Source organism: Micromonospora craterilacus, from assembly GCF_003236315.1.
Classification (GTDB): Bacteria; Actinomycetota; Actinomycetes; order Mycobacteriales; family Micromonosporaceae; genus Micromonospora; species Micromonospora craterilacus.
Window position 1 is genome coordinate 1 of the sequence record NZ_POTY01000148.1, and the last position, 17,889, is coordinate 17,889.

Below are 17,889 nucleotides of genomic sequence, written 5' to 3' on the forward strand. Positions count from 1 at the left end.
GGCTGATGCCTCGGGGGAGACCGGAGTTTGTGCCTGGGGACGGGTTGACTACGCGGCAGCGGCGTAATCGGCCGTTGCTGGTGGTGCACACCGGAGCGATGAAGGGGAAGTCGACGGCGGCGTTCGGGTTGGCGCTGCGGGCCTGGACGGCCGGGCTGCCGATCGGGGTGTTCCAGTTCGTCAAGAGCGCCAAGTGGCGGGTGGGGGAGGAGAACGCCTTCCGCGCGCTGCACGAGGTGCACGAACGCACCGGCCAGGGCGCCCCGGTGAGCTGGCACAAGATGGGCGAGGGCTGGTCCTGGATCCAGCGCGGCGGCGAGGCCGACCACGCCGCCGACGCGCTGGAGGGCTGGCGGCAGATCCAGCGGGACCTGGCCGCCCAGCGCTACGGCCTGTACGTGCTGGACGAGTTCACCTACCCGATGACGTGGGGCTGGGTCGACGTGGACGAGGTGGTCTCGACCCTGGCCGCGCGACCCGGCTTCCAGCACGTCGTGGTCACCGGGCGCGACGCCGACCCCCGGCTGGTCGCCGCCGCCGACCTGGTCGCCGAGCTGACCAAGGTCAAGCACCCGATGGACGCCGGCCAGAAGGGCCAGAAGGGCATCGAATGGTGACCGGCCCCGCCGAGCTGTCCCCGGTCGCGGTGACCGGGCCGGCCGAGCTGCCCCGGATCGTGGTGGCCGCGCCGGCCAGCGGGCATGGCAAGACCACGGTCGCCACCGGCCTGCTCGTCGCACTGCGCCGCCGCGGCCTGACCGTCAGCCCGCACAAGGTCGGCCCCGACTACATCGACCCCGGTTACCACGGTCTCGCCGCCGGCCGCCCCGGCCGCAACCTCGACCCCTGGCTGGTCGGTGAGGAACGGGTGGCACCGCTGCTCCGGTACGGTGCCAGTGTCCCGAGCCTGGCCGACATCGCCGTGGTGGAAGGCGTACTGGGGCTGCACGACGGGGCCGTCGGTCGCGGCGGGTACGCCTCCACCGCGCACGTCGCCCGACTGATCGACGCACCCGTGGTGCTGGTGCTCGACACCACCGCCCAGGGCCGCTCGGCCGCCGCGCTGGTGCTCGGCATGACCGCCTTCGACCGGGGCGTACGCGTCGGCGGCGTGATCCTCAACCGGGTCGGCTCGCCCCGGCACGAGACGCTGCTGCGCGAGGCGCTGGCCGAGGTGGGCGTACCGGTGCTGGGTGCGGTCACCCGGGCCGCCGAGGTCGCCGCGCCGTCCCGTCACCTCGGGCTGGTGCCGGTGGCCGAGCGGGCACCCGAGTCGCTGGCCGTCGTGGCCGCCCTGGCCGACCTCGTCGAGTCCACCGTGGACCTCGACGCCGTTCTCGACCTCGCGCGCAGCGCCCCGCCGCTGGTCACGCCGGCCTGGGACCCGGTGACCGCCGTCGGGGGCCTGGTCACCGCCGCCGCCCCGGTGGTCGCGGTCGCCGCCGGTGCCGCCTTCACCTTCTCGTACGCCGAGACCGCCGAACTGCTCGCCGCCGCCGGCGCCGACGTGGTCCCGTTCGACCCGCTGCACGACCCGGGCCTGCCCGCCGGCACCCGCGCGCTGGTCGTCGGCGGCGGCTTCCCCGAGACGTACGCCGAGGCGCTGTCCGCCAACACCGCCCTGCGCGCCGAGGTGGCCGCCTTCGACGGTCCCGTGGTGGCCGAGTGCGCCGGCCTGCTCTACCTCGGTCGATCCCTGGACCGGGTGCCCATGTGCGGCCGGCTCGACCTCACCGCCCGGATGACCGGCACGCTCACCCTCGGCTACCGGGAGGCCGTCGCCGTCGCCGACTCCCCGGCACACCGGCGCGGCGAGCCGGTACGCGGACACGAGTTCCACCGCACCGTCACCGATCCCGGGCACGGCGACCGGCCGGCGTGGCGCTGGGACGGCACCGACCACGGCTTCGTCACCGGTCGCCTGCACGCGTCCTACCTGCACACCCACTGGGCCGGGCAGCCACATGCCGCCCGCCGGCTGGTCGAGGCGGTGGCCCGGTGACCGGCCCGGCCACCCCGGCTGGCCGGAACGCCGCCCGCCTCGCCCACGATGCCGGGGTGCCGGAACGGCACCGGGGTGGCGCCGCCACGTTGACCGGGATCGGCGTCGGCCCGGGTGACCCGGAACTGCTCACCGTCAAGGCGGTCCGTCTGCTGGGCGAGGCCGACCTGGTGTTCGTACCCGTGCTGGACCGGCTCGCCGCCGACGCCACCGCGCCGCCCGGACGGGCCGAGACCACCGTCGCCCTGCACGTCCCGCCGGACCGGCTACGCCGGCTGCCGTTCGCCCTCGACGACCGGGGCGGGGTGACCGCCCGCCGCGCGGCGGCCTGGGACGCCGCCGCCCGAACCGTGGTCGCCGCGCTCGACGGCGGTGCCACCCGGCTGGCCTTCGCCACCATCGGCGACCCGAACGTCTACTCCACCTTCGGCTACCTGGCCCAGACCGTGCGGGCCGCGCGCCCGGCGGTCGAGGTACGCACGGTGCCCGGCATCACCGCCATGCAGGACCTCGCGGCCCGCAGCGGCATCCCGTTGTGCGAGGGCCGGGAGCCGCTGACCCTGGTGCCCGCCACCGCCGGGCTGGTCGCCTTCGCGGACGCGCTGGCCGGGCCGGGCACGGTGGTGGCGTACAAGGGCTGGCGCCGGCACGCCGACCTGGTCGGCGAGCTGCGCCGCGCCGGGCGGCTCGCCGACGCGGTGCTCGGCCGGGCCGTCGGCCTGCCCGGCGAGCGGATCGGCCCGGTCACCGACGCGGTGGACGACCTGCCCTACCTGTCGACGTTGCTGGTCCCGGCCCGCCGGGACGGCCGGGGAGGCAAGCTGTGAGCACTGTGGACATTGGCGCCGCAACGCCGCCGGCCGGGGGCAAGGTGTGGTTCGTCGGCGCCGGACCCGGCGCCGCGGACCTGCTGACCCTGCGCGCCGCCCGGGTGATCGCCGAGGCCGACGTGGTGATCTGGGCGGCCAGCCTGGTGCACGCCGACGTGCTCGCCCACGCCCGGCCGGGCGCCGAGATCGTCGACTCGTCCCAGTTGCCGATCGAGGGGGTGCTGCCGCTGTACCGGCGGGCCGCCGCCGACGGGCTGACCGTGGCCCGGATCCACTCCGGCGATCCCGCGCTGTGGGGCGCGGTGCAGGAGCAACTGGACCTGTGCCGGGCGCTCGACCTGGCCGTGGAGATCGTGCCCGGCGTCTCCTCGTTCACCGCTGTGGCGGCGCTCGTGGGCCGCGAACTGACCGTCCCCGAGGTGGCCCAGTCGGTGATCCTCACCCGGCTGGAGGGCGGCCGGACCCCGATGCCGGCGGGGGAGCGGCTACGCGACTTCGCCCGCCACAGCACGACCATGGCGCTGTTCCTCTCCGCCGCCCGTTCCGGGCAGGCCCAGGCCGAACTGCTGGCCGGCGGCTACCCGCCGGACACGCCCGTGGTGGTGGCGCACCGGGCGACCTGGCCGGACGAGCTGGTGTTGCGCTGCACCGTCGGCACCCTGGCGGCCACGGTCAAGGAGCACCGGCTCTGGAAGCACACCCTGTTCCTGGTCGGCCCGGCACTCACCGCCAGCGGCACCCGCTCCCACCTCTACCACCCCGGGCACTTCCACACGTACCGCCGGGCCGAGCCGGCCGCCCGGGCCGCCCTCCGCGGCCGCCCGGGCCCGCCAGCGGCGCCGCTCCCGGGCAGCCCGGGAGCGGCGGTCGGCGACGGGACCAGCTGATGTCCGACGTCGACCCGCCCTTGCGGGAGCCGGACCTGCCGCGTACCGCGAAGGTCCGGCCCACCGCGCTGCGTACCGGCTGGACCACCGGCGCCTGCGCCACGGCCGCCGCCAAGGCGGCGGTCACCGCGCTGGTCACCGGCGTGCCACCGGCCGAGGTGGAGATCGGGCTGCCGGCCGGGCGGCGGGTGAGTTTCCCGGTGGCGCGCTGCACCGTCGACGGCGCGGGCCGGGCCGAGGCGGTGGTGGTCAAGGACGCCGGGGACGACCCGGACGTCACCCACGGCGCCGAGCTGACCGCGACCGCCGACTGGGCCGACGCACCCGGTCTGCGGCTCGACGGGGGGCCGGGCGTCGGCACCGTCACCAAGCCCGGCCTGGGCCTCGCGGTCGGCGGTCCGGCCATCAACGACACCCCCCGCCGCATGATCACCGCAGCCGTGGCCGAGGTGGTCGACCTGACCGCACGCGGGGTCCGCGTCGTGATCAGCGTGCCGCGCGGGGAGATCATGGCTCGCAAGACGACCAACCGCCGGCTCGGCATTCTCGGCGGCATCTCCATCCTGGGCACCACCGGCATCGTCCGGCCCTTCTCCACCGCGTCCTGGCGCGCCAGCGTGGTGCAGGCGGTGCACGTGATGGCGGCCCAGGGGGAACGGACCGCGGTGCTGTGCACCGGCGGGCGTACCGAGCGGGCCGCCCGGGCGCTGCTGCCGGAACTGCCCGAGGTGTGCTTCGTCGAGGTGGGTGACTTCACCGGCGCGGCGGTCACCGCCGCCGTCGCCGACGGCATGACCGGGGTGGTGTTCGTCGGGATGGCCGGCAAACTGGCCAAGCTCGCCGCCGGCGTGCTGATGACCCACTACACCCGGTCCAAGGTGGACCTGTCCCTGCTCGGCACGGTCACCGAGGAGGCCGGCGGGAGCCGGGACCTGGTCGCCGCGGTGGTGGCGGCCAACACCGGCCGGCACGCGTACGAGCTGTGGGACGCCGCCGGCCTGCTCGGCACCGCCGGCGACCTGCTCTGCCACCGGGTACGCCGGGTGCTCCTGCGGTACGCCGAACACGCGGTCACCGTCGACGTGGCCATGGTCGACTTCGCCGGTTCCGGAGTCGTCGCCTCCTCCGGCCGTTGGCCGGTCCGGCAGCCCCGCGCCACGGGTGCGCCCGAGCCGTCACCGGCCCTGCCCGGGAGCCAACCGTGAACGCCGCCAGCCCCGCCGACAAGCGCGCCTCTGCGGTGCCCGGCACGGCCGCGTCGACGCCGCCCGCGCCAGTCGCGGCACCAGCGTCCAACTGTTGCCACGTCCGCCACATCACGCCGCATGAGCGGGCAGGGTCTTGTTCTTCCTCCAAGCGTGATGTCACACCGACATATTCATGTCTGGGTGACATCACGCTTGCTGGACACCTAGCCCCGACCACGCCCGCTGCCGACTTCGCGCCGCCTTGTCCCGCGACTCCGGCCTGCGCGGGGCCGAGTGAGGGTGCGGGCCGGGAGTCGGTGGCGGGCTCGGACGGTGCGGTGGTGACCGTCGCGGGTATCGACGCCGGCGGTCGGCCGGGTGATCCGGTGCTGGCCGAGGCGTTGGCCGGCGCGGGCCTGGTCGTCGGGGCGGCCCGGCACCTCGCGGTCGTGCCGGTGCCGGACGGCTGCCCGACCGTCGTCCTCGGTCCGCTCGCCCCGGCGCTGGCGCGGCTCACCGCGGCCGTCACCGCCGGTACCCCGGTCGTGGTGCTGGCCAGCGGCGATCCCGGCTTTTTCGGGATCGTCCGGCGGCTGCGGGCGGCCGGGCTTGCGTTGCGGGTGCTTCCCGCGGTGTCCAGCGTCGCCGCCGCCTTCGCCCGTGCCGGGTTGCCCTGGGACGGTGCCGCCGTGGTGAGCGCCCACGGGCGGGACCCACGTCCGGCGCTCAACGCCTGCCGGGCACTGCCGGCGGTCGCCGTGCTCACCGCTCCCGGTGCCGGGGCCGCCGAGATCGGTCGCGGGCTCGCTGGCTGGTCACGTCGGCTGGTGGTGGCCGAACACCTGGGCACCGACCGGGAACGCGTCACCGAGACCAGTCCCGCCGACGCCGCGGCCCGCACCTGGACCGACCCGCACGTGGTGCTCTGCCTCGCCCGGCCCGACGGTGCGATGCGGGTCGACAACCAGCCCGCTGCCGCGCCGGCGGGGGGCTGGGCGCTGCCCGAGCGGGCCTACGCCCATCGCGATTCGATGATCACCAAAGCCGAGGTGCGGGCCCTCGTGGTGGCGCGGCTGCGTCCCCGGCTGGGCCGCCTGGTGTGGGATGTCGGCGCGGGCAGCGGCTCGGTCGGCATCGAGTGCGCGCTGCTGGGAGCGGCGGTCATCGCGGTGGAACGGGATCCCGCCGCCATAGTCGGCGCCAATGCGGCCCGGCACGGGGTGGACGTACGCCTGGTCACCGGGACCGCCCCGGCGGTGCTGGCCGGGCTGCCGGAGCCGGACGCGGTCTTCGTCGGCGGGGGCGGCCTCGACGTGCTCGCCGCGGTGGCCGCGCGGCGGCCGGAGCGGGTGGTGGTGGCGCTGGCCGCCCTGGACCGGGTCGGCCCGGCGATCGGGCTGCTGCGGACCGCGGGGTACGCGGTCGAGGGGACCCAGCTCAGCGCCGCCCGCCTCGCCGACCTGCCCGGCGGTTCGATCCGACTCGCGGCCACCAACCCGGTGGTCGTCCTCACCGGGGAGCGCCCGTGAACCACACCTGGACCCCGTACGACCCGCCCGGCCGGGTCGGGCTGGTCGCCGCCACCGCCGCCGGTCGGCGGCACGCCGCCACGCTCGCCGCCGCCTGGCCGCAGGCCGATCTGGTGGCCGGCGACACCGTCGCCGACGCGCTGCGCACCGCGTGGGCGGGTGGCGACCAGGTGGTCGCGTTCCTGGCCACCGGCGCGGTGGTACGGATCCTCGGGCCGTTGCTCGGCGACAAGCGCACCGATCCGGGCGTGGTGGTCGTCGACGACACGGCCCGGCACGCGGTCGCGCTGCTCGGTGGGCACGGCGGCGGTGCGAACGAGCTGGCCGCTGCGGTCGGCGCCCTGCTCGGTGCCACCCCGGTGGTCACCACCGCCACCGACGTGGCCGGGCTGCCCGGCCTGGACACCCTCGGTTGGCCGGTCGAGGGGGCGGTCGCCGCGGTCTCCCGGGCCATCCTCGACGGGGAGCCGGTCCGGCTGATCGCCGACGCCACCTGGCCGCTGCCCGCCCTCCCGGCCAACGTCCACGCCGACGCCGATGCCGATGTCTCCACCGGGTCCGAGGCCGACGACCGAAGGTTGGCGGGGCCCGGGTACCGGCTGCTGGTCACCGACCGGCTGGTCGACCTGGACGACCGGACGGCCGTGCTGCGACCGCCGTCGCTGGTCGCCGGCGTCGGCGCGAGCCGGGGCGTGCCGGCGCCGGAGGTGCGCGACCTGCTGGCCAAAGTGCTTGCCGGAGTCGGCCTCAGCCCGGCGAGCCTGCGGCACCTGGCCAGCGCCGACGTCAAGGCGGACGAGCCGGGCATCGTGGCGACCGCCGAGGCGTCGGGCGTACCGCTGGTGACCTACCCGGCGGCGGAGCTGGCGGCGGTCGACGTGCCGAACCCCAGCGAGGTGGTCCGGGCGGCGGTCGGCACCCCCAGCGTCGCGGAAGCGGCCGCGTTGATCGGTGGCGAGGCGGAGCTGCTGGTGCCGAAGACCGCCACCGCGATGGCCACCGTCGCCGTGGCCCGGCACGCCCCGCGCGGCCGGCTGGCGATCGTCGGGCTCGGGCCGGGCGCGGCCGACCTGCGTACCCCTCGGGCCTCGGCCGAGCTGCGCCGCGCCTCGGTCGTCGTCGGCCTCGACCAGTATGTCGAGCAGGTCCGTGGCCTGCTGCGCCCCGGCACCCGAGTGCTCGCCAGCGGCCTTGGTGCCGAGGAGGAGCGGGCCCGCGCCGCGGTGGCCGAGGCCGTGGCCGGGCGGGCGGTCGCGCTGGTCGGCTCCGGCGACGCCGGGGTGTACGCGATGGCCAGCCCCGCCCTGGAGTACGCCGACGAGCGGATCGACGTGGTCGGGGTGCCCGGGGTGACCGCCGCGTTGGCCGCCGCCGCGTTGCTCGGCGCGCCGCTGGGCCACGACCACGTCTATCTGAGCCTCTCCGATCTGCATACCCCGTGGGAGGTCATCGCGGGTCGGGTCCGCGCCGCCGCCGAGGCCGACCTGGTCACGCTGCTGTACAACCCACGCAGCCGGGCCCGGCAGTGGCAGCTGCCGGCCGCGTTGGCGCTGTTCGCCGCGCATCGGCCGGCGCGGACCCCGGTCGGCGTGGTGCGCAACGCGTCCCGCCCCGGCGAGCGGGTGCACCTGGCCACCCTGGCCACCCTCGACGTGGCCGTGGTCGACATGTACAGCGTGGTCGTGGTCGGCAGCAGCCACAGCCGGATCGTCGCCGGCCGGATGGTCACCCCGCGCGGGTACCGGTGGCAGCCGTGACGGCGGGCGCCCCGGCGCGGGCCGGTCGAGCTCCGGCGGCGGTGACGGTCGGTGCCTGCCAGGGCTGCGGTGCCTGTCTGCTCACCTGCCCGACCCACGCGTTCACTCCCGTACCGGGTGGCCTGACGGTCCGCGCCGACCGCTGCACCGGCTGCCTGGAGTGCCTGGAGGTCTGCCCGGTGGACGCGATCCGCGCCACCACATCGGAACCCGGAGGAGCCCGATGACCGACACCGAACCCGGCGCCCGGCGGGAAGGTCGGGTGGTGCACCCGATCGAGGCGCTGTCGTACCGGATCCTGCGCTCCCGGGTCGACCTGTCGCACCTGCCGCCGCTGACCCGGGCGGTGGTGGAGCGGGTGGTGCACGCCAGCGCCGACCTGGACTACGTCGCCGACCTGGTCTGCGACGAGGCGGCCCTGGCGGACGGCCTGGCCGCGCTGCGTGCCGGCGCCCCGGTGGTGACCGACGTGGCGATGGTGGCCGCCGGCATCACCGGGCGCCGGACGGTCTGCCCGGTGGCCGAGCCGGCGGCGGCGCGGCTGGCCCGGGCGGCCGGGATCACCCGGTCCGCGGCCGCGGCCCGGATCGCCGCGAACCAGGTCGGCCCCGGCGCGGTGTGGGTGGTCGGTTGCGCGCCGACCGCCCTCGCGGAACTGCTCACCCTGGACGCCCGGCCGGCGCTGGTGGTCGGCCTGCCGGTCGGCTTCGTCGGCGCGACGGAGGCGAAGGCGGCCCTGCGGGCCAGCGGCCTGCCCGGAGTGTCCAACCGGAGTGAGAAGGGGGGCTCGGCGGTGGCCGCCGCTGCCCTCAACGCCCTGCTGTACGTGGAGGAGAGGTCATGACCGCCCTGGTCATCGTCGGGCACGGGACCCGCAGCGCGGCCGGGGTCGCGCAGTTCACCGCGTTGGTCGACCGGGTCCGCCGCCGGTCCGCCGGCGCCGTCGGAGACGTCGAGGGGGGTTTCATCGAGCTGTCCCGGCCGCCGCTCGTCGACGCGGTCGGTGCGCTTGCCGCCCGGGGCCACCGGCGGCTGGTCGCGCTGCCCCTGGTGCTCGCCGCCGCCGGGCACGGCAAGGGCGACATCCCCGCCGCGATGGCCCGCGAGCAGCGGCGCCACCCGGGGCTGACCTACCGCTACGGGCGGCCGTTGGGGCCGCACCCGCTGCTGCACGCGGTGCTGGAGGAGCGCGTAGACGCGGCGCTCGCCGGCGCCGACCGGCCCGGCACCTGGGTCGCCCTGGTCGGCCGGGGCTCCACCGATCCGGACGCCAACGCCGAGGTCGCCAAGGTCGCCCGGCTGTTCTGGGAGGGGCGCGGGTACGCCGGGGTGGAACCGGCGTTCGTCTCGCTGGCCGAGCCGTCGGTCCCGGCCGTACTGGACCGGCTGCGTCGGCTCGGCGCTCGACGGATCGTGGTCGCCCCGTACTTCCTGTTCGCCGGGGTCCTGCCGGATCGGATCGCCGCCCAGGCCGGCGAGTTCGCCGCCGCCCACCCGCAGCTGGACGTACGGGTCGCCGGGCTGATCGGCGACTGCGACGCCCTCGCCGAGCTGGTGCTCGAGCGGCACGCCGAGGCGGTGCGGGGGGACATCCGGATGAACTGCGACACCTGCGCGTACCGGGTGCTGCTGCCGGGCTTCGCCGACAAGGTGGGGCGGCCGCAGACCCCGCACGACCACCCCGACGACCCGGTCGACGGCCACCATCACCACGCCGGCCATCACCACGCCGGTCATCACCACCGGCACCCGGCACCGCCCGACCGCTGAGCCGGCGGCGGCCGTCACCGGCCGGAACGGCCGACCGGTGAACCGGTGGTGGGCGTCACCGGCCGGGACGCCCGGCCGGTGAGCCGGCGGTGGCGGTGTCCGGCCGGCCGACGGTCGGTCGGATGGGTCGTCGGGCCGCTACCGGACGCCGACGACGGCGGCGTCGGGGCCGCCGCGCCACAGCGTGCCCACCTCGGCGAAACCGGCGTCGGACAGGGCCCTCAGGTGCCAGGTGACCGGCGGGGTCCACTCCGGGCTGTGCCCCGACGGGTAGATGGCGTGGCGCTGCTGCACGAGCGGGTTCAGTACCGGGTCCTGCGCCGCCTGGTCCCACCACTGTGACCAGGACAGGGCGGCACCCGCGGCGTAACGGGCCGCCCGCCGCTCCTGCGCCCGGGCCAGCAGCCGCTTGGTCAGCTCCGGCAGGGTGTCCTCGGGCATGTGGTCGGCGTTGACCAGCAGGCCGCCCGGCCGCAGCACGTCGCGTAGCTCGGCGTAGAGGGCGGCCAGCCGGTCGGCGGGCAGCCAGTGCAGGGCGGTGGCGGTGAGCACCGCGTCGTACCGCTGGTGGGGCAGGGCGGCGGACCAGCCCGGCTGGCCGAGGTCGGCGGTGACGATGGTGGCCCGGTCGCCGAGCGAGGCGGCGGCGAGGGCGAGCAGGGCGGGGTCGAGGTCGACCAGGGTCAGCTCGGCGTCGGGGAAGCGGCGCAGCGCGCGCAGCGAGATGGTGCCGGTGCCGCCGGCCAGGTCGAGCAGGCGGGGCGGCGCGGTGTCGCGGACGGCGTCGACCGCGTCGAGCATGGCCTCGAACCGGTGTTCCCGGTCCGGCAGGTACGCCTCCTGCTGGCGGTCCCAGCTCTCCTGCCAGGCGGCGGGATCGGTGATGTAAGGACTCATGCCGCACAAGCTAGTTACGGCACGGACCTCCTGTCCAGAGTTGTTGCCAATAATTTGCAAGTACGAGAGAATGGCGGAGCGATGATCGGGCCGGGTCGGATCGCCGCCGGCGAACCGACCCGGCTGGCGCTTTCCGGCGGCCGGCGGGTGTCATGATGTCCGTCCGAGGGCGGGACGCCCTGCCGACCGGACCCAGGAGCCAGGTGGACCCGCAGCGCACCGCCGCGCACGAGATGTTCGACGCCGACGTCGCGTCGAACCGGCTCGGTATCGAGTTGGTCAGCGCCGTCGGCGGTGCCGCGGAGGCCCGCATGCGGATCACCGACGGCATGGTCAACGGCCACCGCATCGCCCACGGCGGGTTCGTCTTCCTGCTCGCCGACACCGCATTCGCGCTGGCCTGCAACAGCCACGGCCCGGCCACCGTAGCCGCCGGCGGCGAGATCACCTTCGTCCGCCCGGCCCGGGAGGGGGACCTGCTGGTCGCCCGCGCCGCCGAACGCACCCGGTACGGCCGCAGCGGCATCTACGACGTCACGGTGACCCGCGAGGGCGGGGAGGTGGTTGCCGAGTTCCGTGGCCACAGCCGGGTCCTCCGACCGGCCCCCAGTTCCTCGGGCGACCGACCGGCGGTCGCCGGACACGGCTGAACCCGGCCGCCGGACCAGGCCGCCGCGCGGCGGGACCGGCGCTGTCGGGGGAGTCGGGCACGATGTGCCGATGGGACACGTCGTGCTCTTCCACTCCGTGTACGGGCTGCGGCCGGCCGTGCTGGCCGCCGCCGACCGGCTGCGCGCCGCCGGGCACCAGGTGCGCGTGCCCGACCTGTACGAAGTGCCGGCCGTCGACACCGTCGAGGAGGGCTTCGCCCTGCTCGACCGGATCGGTCAGCAGACCGTCCTCGACCGGGCCCACGCGGCGCTCGACGGGTTGCCGCCCGACACCGTGCTCGCCGGGTTCTCGATGGGCGCCGGGGTGGCCGGCGCGATGCTGGCCGAGCGTCCCGACACCGCCGGCCTGCTGCTGTTGCACGGCACCGGTGGTTCCCCGGCGGCGGTCCGGCCCGGCCTGCGGGTCCACCTGCACCTGGCCGATCCCGACGCCTACGACCCGTCCGACGAGGTCGACCAGTGGCAGCGCGAGATGACCACCGCGGGTGCGGAGGTCGTGGTGTACCAGTACCCGGGGGCGGGTCACCTGTACACCGACCCGACGGTGGCCGACCACGACCCGGTCGCCGCCGACCTGACCTGGGACCGCGTCCTGGCCTTTCTGGCTGCCCGCTGACCGCGCCGCCGCCGCGTCACTCCGGCGGGGCGACTTGGCCGCGCTGTCAGTCGACTCGGGCCGGGTCGCGGTGCCGGCCCGGCGGGCGAAGGTGGCCCGCACCGCGCGCGGCAGCCGGGCCGCGGCGACCTGGCGCAGCACCGGATCGTCGACGTCGTGCCCGCCGGCCGGCAGTGGGACGAGCAGTCCCGCCCCGGCCAGCGCGTGCAGGGCGGACTCCGCCTGCTTCGCCGGCCAGCCGAGCGCCCGGGCCAACTCGGCGGCGGTGCGGCCCGGCGGGAGAGCGGCCACGGCCATCAGGGCGGCCCGCAGCGGGCCGTCGAGCCGGTCCAGCCGGGCCTCGACCACCCGGCGGACGCTCTCCGGGACGGGCAGCCGCGCCGGATCGTCGTCGCCGAGCGCGTGCACGTACGCCACGGCGTGCCCGGGGTTGCCGCCCACCAGCGGGACCAGTTGACGCACCAACCCGATCGGGCGGCCGGCCCGGCGCAGCAGTTGGCGCAGCAGCCGGCCGGTGGCCGCCGCGTCGAGCGGATTCAACCGCACCCGGGCCGCCGGTTTGCCGGCATCGCCGGTCTCCTCGGTGCCGCTGGCGACCAGCACCAGCGGCAGGCCGTCCGCCGTGGCCAGGTCGACCAGGGCATCCAGGTGTCGGCGGAGCGCCGGCGCGGCGCGGTCGAGGTCCTCCACGGCCACCACCACCGGTTGCCGTCGGGCGAGACGCAGCAGCACATCCCGCCAGCAGGCCGCCGCCCGGGCACCCGCGGCGGCGGCCGAGCCGAGCAGATCGTCCACCGTGTCCAACGCCGGTGCCAGGCACTCCGGCGGGACCAACTCGCCCAGGGCGGTGGCCAGCCGGCGGCGTACCACCTCGGGGTCGTCGGTGGCGCGGGCCCCGGCTACCGCACGGACCAGGTCCGCGACGGGTGCCAGTGGCCCGTCCGGGTAGGGCGGGCATGCCGTCACGCACCACCGCACCGGCACACCGTCCACCGTGGGCGTGCTCCGGATCAGCTCGCGCAACAACCGGCTGCGACCGCTGCCGGGCGGGCCGGTCAGCATGAGGCGTCGCGCGCCGCGTCCGCGTACCGCCTCGGCGAGCTGTTCCCGGGCGGTGGCCAGCTCCCGGCGCCGGCCGACCAGCGGACCGTCCTGCCGCGCCGGCCGGGGCCGCAGGGTGCCGGTGGCGTGCCAGACCTCCACCGGCAGGGCCTTGCCGGTCACCGTCACCGCCGGCACCGGGCGTTGCGCGATCAGCCCGGCGACGGCCCGGTGGGTGGCCGCGCAGACCGCCACGCCGCCGGGCGGGGCGTACTCCTGCAACCGGGCGGCCAGGGTGATGACCGCGCCGCTGGCCACGCCGTGCCCGCCGTCGTGCCCGATTGCGAGGTTCACCACGGCCTCGCCGGTGGCGACCCCGACCCGTACCCGCAACCCGGGTGCGGTGGCGAGTGGCCGGCGGTCGAGCGCCCGCTGGATCTCCAGGCCGGCCCGCACCGCCCGGTACGCCTCCCACCCGTCACCGGTCCGTGCGCCGAACAGCGCCATCACGGCGTCGCCGACGTACTTCTCCACCGCGCCGTCCCAGCGCCGCAGCACTCGGGCGACGGTGCCGAAGTAGACCCGTTGCAGGGCGCGTACTTCTTCCGGATCGAGTCGGTCGACCAGCCCGGTCGAACCGACGATGTCGACGAAGAGGACGGTGACGGTCCGCCGCTCCTCGGTCACCGGCCAGCGAATCCGCCTGACCGACTCTGGAGCAGCGACGACGGTGGACATGGGCATGGAGACCGCACCCGCCTCTCCCCCCGTGGTGCCGACGATGTCCGGAGACTGTCACCCCCGGTCTGACGGCGGATCGGCAGAACGACGTATGTCGGCCGAGCGCAACCATTGGTCGCATTGTTGACGCGATGCGTAGGACAGGCGCGTTTCGGCGGTAGAACGGTGCGGGTGCCTGTGACTAGGCTGCGAGCCATGGCCACCGACGTGGACACCACCCCGCTCGTAGGTCGGACAGACCTGGTGGCGACGATGCGTGCCGTGCTGCTCGACGACGTGGCGCCGGGAAACACGGCAGCGGTCTTTCTCACCGGCGAGAGCGGCGTGGGTAAGACCCGCCTGCTGCGCGAGGTCGGCGAGCGGCTGGGCGACGCGGGCGCCCTGGTGCTCACCGGCTCCTGTCTGGACATCGGCGACGCCTCGCCGTTGCATCCGCTGCGCCAGGCGCTGCGTCGCCTCGACGCCGATCTGGCTCCGCCCGCCGCCGCCTCGGTCCGCGCGCTGCTCGCGGTGTTCGCCGACGACGCGGCCGGCCCGGACGGCGCGGGCGCGCTGTTGGAGCGGGTCTCGCGCGGGCTGAGCGTCATCGCCGGGGGACGCCCGGTGGTGCTCGTCCTGGACGACCTGCAGTGGGTCGACCGGACCACCCGTCAGCTGCTGCTCTACCTGCTCGCCGGCCTCGGCGACCTCCAGCTGTCGGTGCTGGCCGCGGTGCGTTCGGAGTCGTTGCAGGGGGCGCATCCGTTGCGCCGGGTGCTCACCGAGCTGCGCCGGCTGCGTTCGGTGCGGGTGCTCGACCTGGCCCCGCTGGACCGGACCGGCACCGAGCAGCTCGCCGCCGCGGTCGGGTGTCGGCCGCTCGCCCCCGAGGCGGCCGAGCGGCTCTGGCAGCGCAGCGGCGGCAACCCGTTCGTCGTGGAGGAGCTCTCCCGCGATCTGCGCGATGGCCGGGACGGGCCGTCCGACACCCTGCGCGAGGTCTTCCTGGCCCGGGTGGACGCCCTGCCCCAGCCGGCCCACCGGGCCGTGCACGCGGTCGCCGCCGGAGTGGAGCCGGTCGAGCACTGGCTGCTCGCCCGGGTGGTCGGGCTGCCGGAGCACGACCTGCTCGACGCGGTCCGCGCGGCGGTCTCCCACCGGCTGCTGGTCGGTTCCCACGACGGCTACCGGCTGCGTCACCGACTCGTCGCCGAGGTGCTGGAAGGCGAGCTGCTGCCCGCCGAGCGGGCGCTGCTGCATCGCAGCTACGCCGAGGCGCTCACCTCGGCGCCGGCCGAGCTGCACCAGGCGCGGCTGGCCCACCACTGGCGGCTGGCCGGGGAACCGGAGCGGGCGCTGCCGGCGGCGGTGGCCGCCGCCGAGGAGGCCGAGCGGCTGTACGGCTACGCCGAGGCGCACCGGCACTGGTCGGTGGCGGTGCAACTGGCCGAGGGGCTGCCCGGCGCGGACCGGGCCGCCCTGTTGGGGCACGCGGCCGAGGCCGCCCACCACTGCGGCGAGCACGCCCGGGCGCTGGCCCTGCTGGAGGAGTTGGCCGCCGCCGGCACCGATCACCCGGCCTGCGAGCTGCACATCCGCCGGGCCCGCTACCTGACCGCCGCCGGCCGGTCGGCGCTGGCGGAGGCGGAGTACCAGCACGCGCTGGACAGCGCCGACTGCACGCCCCGGCAGCGGGCCACCGCCGCCGCCCACCTGGCGGAGCTGCTGCTGCAACTCGGCCGGTACGCCGACGCGGGCCAGCGGGCCCGGGAGGCGCTGGCGCTGGCCGAGCAGGTCGACGGGGCCACCACGGAGGTGGTGCGGGCCAGCACGGCGTTGGGCTTCTCCGAGGCGTACCTGGAGGATCCGGACGCCGGCCTGGCGGTGCTGCGCCGGGCGCTGGCGACTGCCGAGCGCGCCGGTCGTCCGGAGGACGTGGCGCTGGCGTACCTGCACCTGGCCGAGCTGTTGACCGGGCCGCTGAACATCCTCGAGGAGGGGGTGGTGGTGGCCCGCCGGGGTGCCGAGCGGGTGGCCGAGCTGGGGTTGGGCCGCACCTACGAGACCCGGCTGCTGGCCATCGCCACCAACGGTCTGTTCCGGGTGGGGCAGTGGGCCGAGGCGGAGAAGGTCGTCGCGGCGGCGCTGCGGCACCGGCCCTCCGGTGCGGACGCGGTCGAGCTGCTGCTGGCCCGGTGCCGGCTGTCGGTCGGCTACGGCGATGTCGCCGCCGCCGACCGGGACCTGGATGCGGTGGCCACCATGCTGGCCGGTGGCGGTGCCCGGCACGTCATCCCGCTGCTCACCCTGCGTGCCGGGCTGGCCATGTGGCAGGGCCGGCACGACGTGGCCCGGCACGCGGTGCAGCGGGGGCTGACCGAGACCCGCTCCGACGACCTGGTCATCCTCGCCGTGCTGGTCTGGCACGGCCTGCGCGCCGAGGCCGAGGCGCACGCCAGCCGCACGGTCGCGGTGGACGACAACGCGGTACGCCTGCTGCGGGAGATCGCCGACCGGGTGGCCGGCCGGAGCGAGCGCGCGGCCCGGCCGGTACGCGACGTGGTCGAGGGGTACCTGGCGCTGTGCGCGGCCGAGGTGAGCCGCCTGGACGGGGCGGACCCGGACCTGTGGGCGCGGGCGGCGGCCGAGTGGGACCACCGCAACCACCCGTACCCGGCGGCCTACTCCCGGCTGCGTCAGGCCGAGGCGCTGTTGGCCCGCCGGCGCCGCGCCGCCACCGCCGGCAAGCTGCTGCGCCAGGCGTACCAGATGGCGCAGGGGCTCGGCGCGGTGCCGTTGACGCACGAGATCCGTACTCTGGCCGGCCGGGCCCGGGTCACCCTGGAGGAGCGTTTGCCGGCGGGGGCCGCGACGCCGGCCGGGGAGGGCGGCGACGAGCTCGCCGCGCTGACCGCCCGGGAGCGCGAGGTGCTGGCCTCCGTGGCCGAGGGCCTGACCAACAAGGAGATCGGCCAGCGGCTGTTCATCAGCGAGCGGACCATCGGCGTCCACGTGTCGCACATCTTCGACAAGCTCCAGGTACGTACCCGCGTCCAGGCCAGCGCCATCTTCCTACGCACCCGGCCGTAGGTGTCGGATACGTCGTTCTACTGATGTCGCCGGGCAGCCCGCCTGAAAGGCTGTGCCGGCGTCGGTGAACAGCGTGGAGGTGGCGGAGTGAGCGAAGCGGTCTGGGGGCCTGTGCACCGGGACATCGTCGACCTGCTCGCCGATCACCCGGCCGACGTGCCTGCCGTCGTCGACCACCTGACCAAGCTCCAGGACATGCTGGTCCGGCTGCCGCCGCTGCTGCACAGCAATCCGCTGGCCGACTTCAACAAGCTGTACCTCGTCATCACCACCAGCGTGCTGGACGGCCTCTACGCCGACCGGTTCGTCGACCCGGGCTTCCTGTCCCGGCTGGACGTGGAGTTCGCGGCCCGCTACTTCGACGCGTTGCGGCTGTGGAGCGATTCCAGCCTGGGCACCCCGAAGGCCTGGACGTGCCTGTTCGAGCGGACGCGTGGCCCGGACGCGCGTCCGCTGCCCTCGGCGGCGGCCGGCGTCAACGCGCACATCAACTTCGACCTGCCGTTCGCGCTGGTCACCACGTTCGACCACCTGGAGTCCGAGCCGGTCGACGGCAGCGACCAGCACCGGGACTACCTGGAGATCAACAAGATCTTCGCGGACAAGATCCCCGGCCTGCGTCGGGGCTACCTGGAGCGGTGGCAACTGCTCATCGACATGCTCAACGGCGACATCGACGACTGGTACCAGGGTGAGCTGATCGGCTACACCCGGGATGTCGCCTGGCGCAACGCGCAGCGGATCTGGCGGTGCCGGCACGACCCGCACCTGCACGAACGCGAGCGCAGGCGGCTCGACGAGACGGCCGCCGCGCTCGGTCGGTTGCTGCTGTCGCCCCTGGGGGCGTTCCTGCAGTAGCCGGGACGGGGGGTCCCCGCGCCCCGCTCCGGGG

The 17,889-nt window shown here is 75.9% G+C and carries 13 protein-coding genes and 3 pseudogenes; 14 read left to right on the forward strand and 2 right to left on the reverse strand.

All coding sequences use genetic code 11. The features are described 5' to 3' along the window. Positions 1-5 precede the first annotated feature (5 nt). From cobO to C1I95_RS21695, 10 genes and pseudogenes are all read left to right on the forward strand, one after another. Positions 6-617: a cob(I)yrinic acid a,c-diamide adenosyltransferase gene (gene cobO, locus C1I95_RS21650; protein ID WP_111216046.1), complete on the forward strand. Its 612-nt coding sequence runs from the start codon at positions 6-8 to the stop codon at positions 615-617. Further along, on the forward strand, positions 611-2,002 hold the full coding sequence (locus tag C1I95_RS21655) for a cobyrinic acid a,c-diamide synthase CobB (protein WP_111216021.1): 1,392 nt from the start codon (positions 611-613) through the stop codon (positions 2,000-2,002). The genes cobO and C1I95_RS21655 overlap by 7 nt, the downstream gene beginning before the upstream one ends. 56 nt (positions 2,003-2,058) lie before the next feature. Continuing rightward, positions 2,059-2,829, forward strand: coding sequence for a precorrin-2 C(20)-methyltransferase (gene cobI, locus C1I95_RS21660; protein ID WP_111216048.1), 771 nt, complete (start codon positions 2,059-2,061; stop codon positions 2,827-2,829). Positions 2,830-2,834: 5 nt separating this feature from the next. After that, positions 2,835-3,719 (forward strand): precorrin-4 C(11)-methyltransferase, encoded by an 885-nt coding sequence (cobM, locus tag C1I95_RS21665; RefSeq protein WP_438941328.1) that lies wholly within the window; start codon positions 2,835-2,837, stop codon positions 3,717-3,719. After that, positions 3,719-4,855, forward strand: a pseudogene (locus tag C1I95_RS21670) (cobalt-precorrin-5B (C(1))-methyltransferase); the annotation flags it as partial. The gene cobM and the pseudogene C1I95_RS21670, both read left to right, overlap by 1 nt. A gap of 368 nt (positions 4,856-5,223) precedes the next feature. Continuing rightward, a complete protein-coding gene (gene cbiE, locus C1I95_RS21675; protein WP_111216026.1) occupies positions 5,224-6,435 on the forward strand; it encodes a precorrin-6y C5,15-methyltransferase (decarboxylating) subunit CbiE in 1,212 nt (403 codons plus the stop codon). Continuing rightward, entirely contained in the window at positions 6,432-8,192 is a 1,761-nt protein-coding gene (cobJ, locus tag C1I95_RS21680; protein ID WP_111216028.1) for a precorrin-3B C(17)-methyltransferase, read from the forward strand. The genes cbiE and cobJ overlap by 4 nt, the downstream gene beginning before the upstream one ends. Beyond that, positions 8,189-8,419 (forward strand): DUF362 domain-containing protein, encoded by a 231-nt coding sequence (locus C1I95_RS21685; protein WP_111216051.1) that lies wholly within the window; start codon positions 8,189-8,191, stop codon positions 8,417-8,419. Before cobJ ends, C1I95_RS21685 begins: the two co-directional genes overlap by 4 nt. Next, positions 8,416-9,036, forward strand: a complete 621-nt coding sequence (locus C1I95_RS21690; protein WP_111216031.1) for a precorrin-8X methylmutase — start codon at positions 8,416-8,418, stop codon at positions 9,034-9,036. Before C1I95_RS21685 ends, C1I95_RS21690 begins: the two co-directional genes overlap by 4 nt. Then, positions 9,033-9,950, forward strand: a pseudogene (locus tag C1I95_RS21695) (sirohydrochlorin chelatase); the annotation flags it as partial. The gene C1I95_RS21690 and the pseudogene C1I95_RS21695, both read left to right, overlap by 4 nt. Before the next feature lie 150 nt (positions 9,951-10,100). Here the strand turns inward: C1I95_RS21695 and C1I95_RS21700 are convergent. Further along, a complete protein-coding gene (locus C1I95_RS21700; protein ID WP_111216033.1) occupies positions 10,101-10,859 on the reverse strand; it encodes a class I SAM-dependent methyltransferase in 759 nt (252 codons plus the stop codon). A gap of 155 nt (positions 10,860-11,014) precedes the next feature. Here C1I95_RS21700 and paaI point away from each other — a divergent pair, with 155 nt between their 5' ends. Together paaI and C1I95_RS36485 are read left to right on the forward strand one after the other, a co-directional pair. Continuing rightward, positions 11,015-11,509 (forward strand): hydroxyphenylacetyl-CoA thioesterase PaaI, encoded by a 495-nt coding sequence (paaI, locus tag C1I95_RS21705; protein WP_233513791.1) that lies wholly within the window; start codon positions 11,015-11,017, stop codon positions 11,507-11,509. Positions 11,510-11,579: 70 nt separating this feature from the next. Further along, the gene (locus C1I95_RS36485) at positions 11,580-12,146 is read left to right on the forward strand and encodes a dienelactone hydrolase family protein (protein ID WP_233513793.1); all 567 of its coding nucleotides are present in this window, start codon (positions 11,580-11,582) and stop codon (positions 12,144-12,146) included. Between the two features lie 651 nt (positions 12,147-12,797). Here C1I95_RS36485 and C1I95_RS36490 read toward each other — a convergent pair. Beyond that, positions 12,798-13,931: pseudogene (locus C1I95_RS36490) on the reverse strand (adenylate/guanylate cyclase domain-containing protein); the annotation flags it as partial. Positions 13,932-14,123: 192 nt separating this feature from the next. Here C1I95_RS36490 and C1I95_RS21715 point away from each other — a divergent pair. Further along, positions 14,124-16,997 carry a helix-turn-helix transcriptional regulator gene (locus tag C1I95_RS21715; protein WP_111216042.1) on the forward strand — a complete coding sequence of 958 codons (2,874 nt, stop codon included), beginning with the start codon at positions 14,124-14,126 and terminating at the stop codon, positions 16,995-16,997. An 87-nt stretch (positions 16,998-17,084) separates the two neighbouring features. Continuing rightward, positions 17,085-17,855, forward strand: a complete 771-nt coding sequence (locus C1I95_RS21720; RefSeq protein ID WP_111216044.1) for a DUF5995 family protein — start codon at positions 17,085-17,087, stop codon at positions 17,853-17,855. The last annotated feature ends 34 nt before the right edge of the window (positions 17,856-17,889 follow it).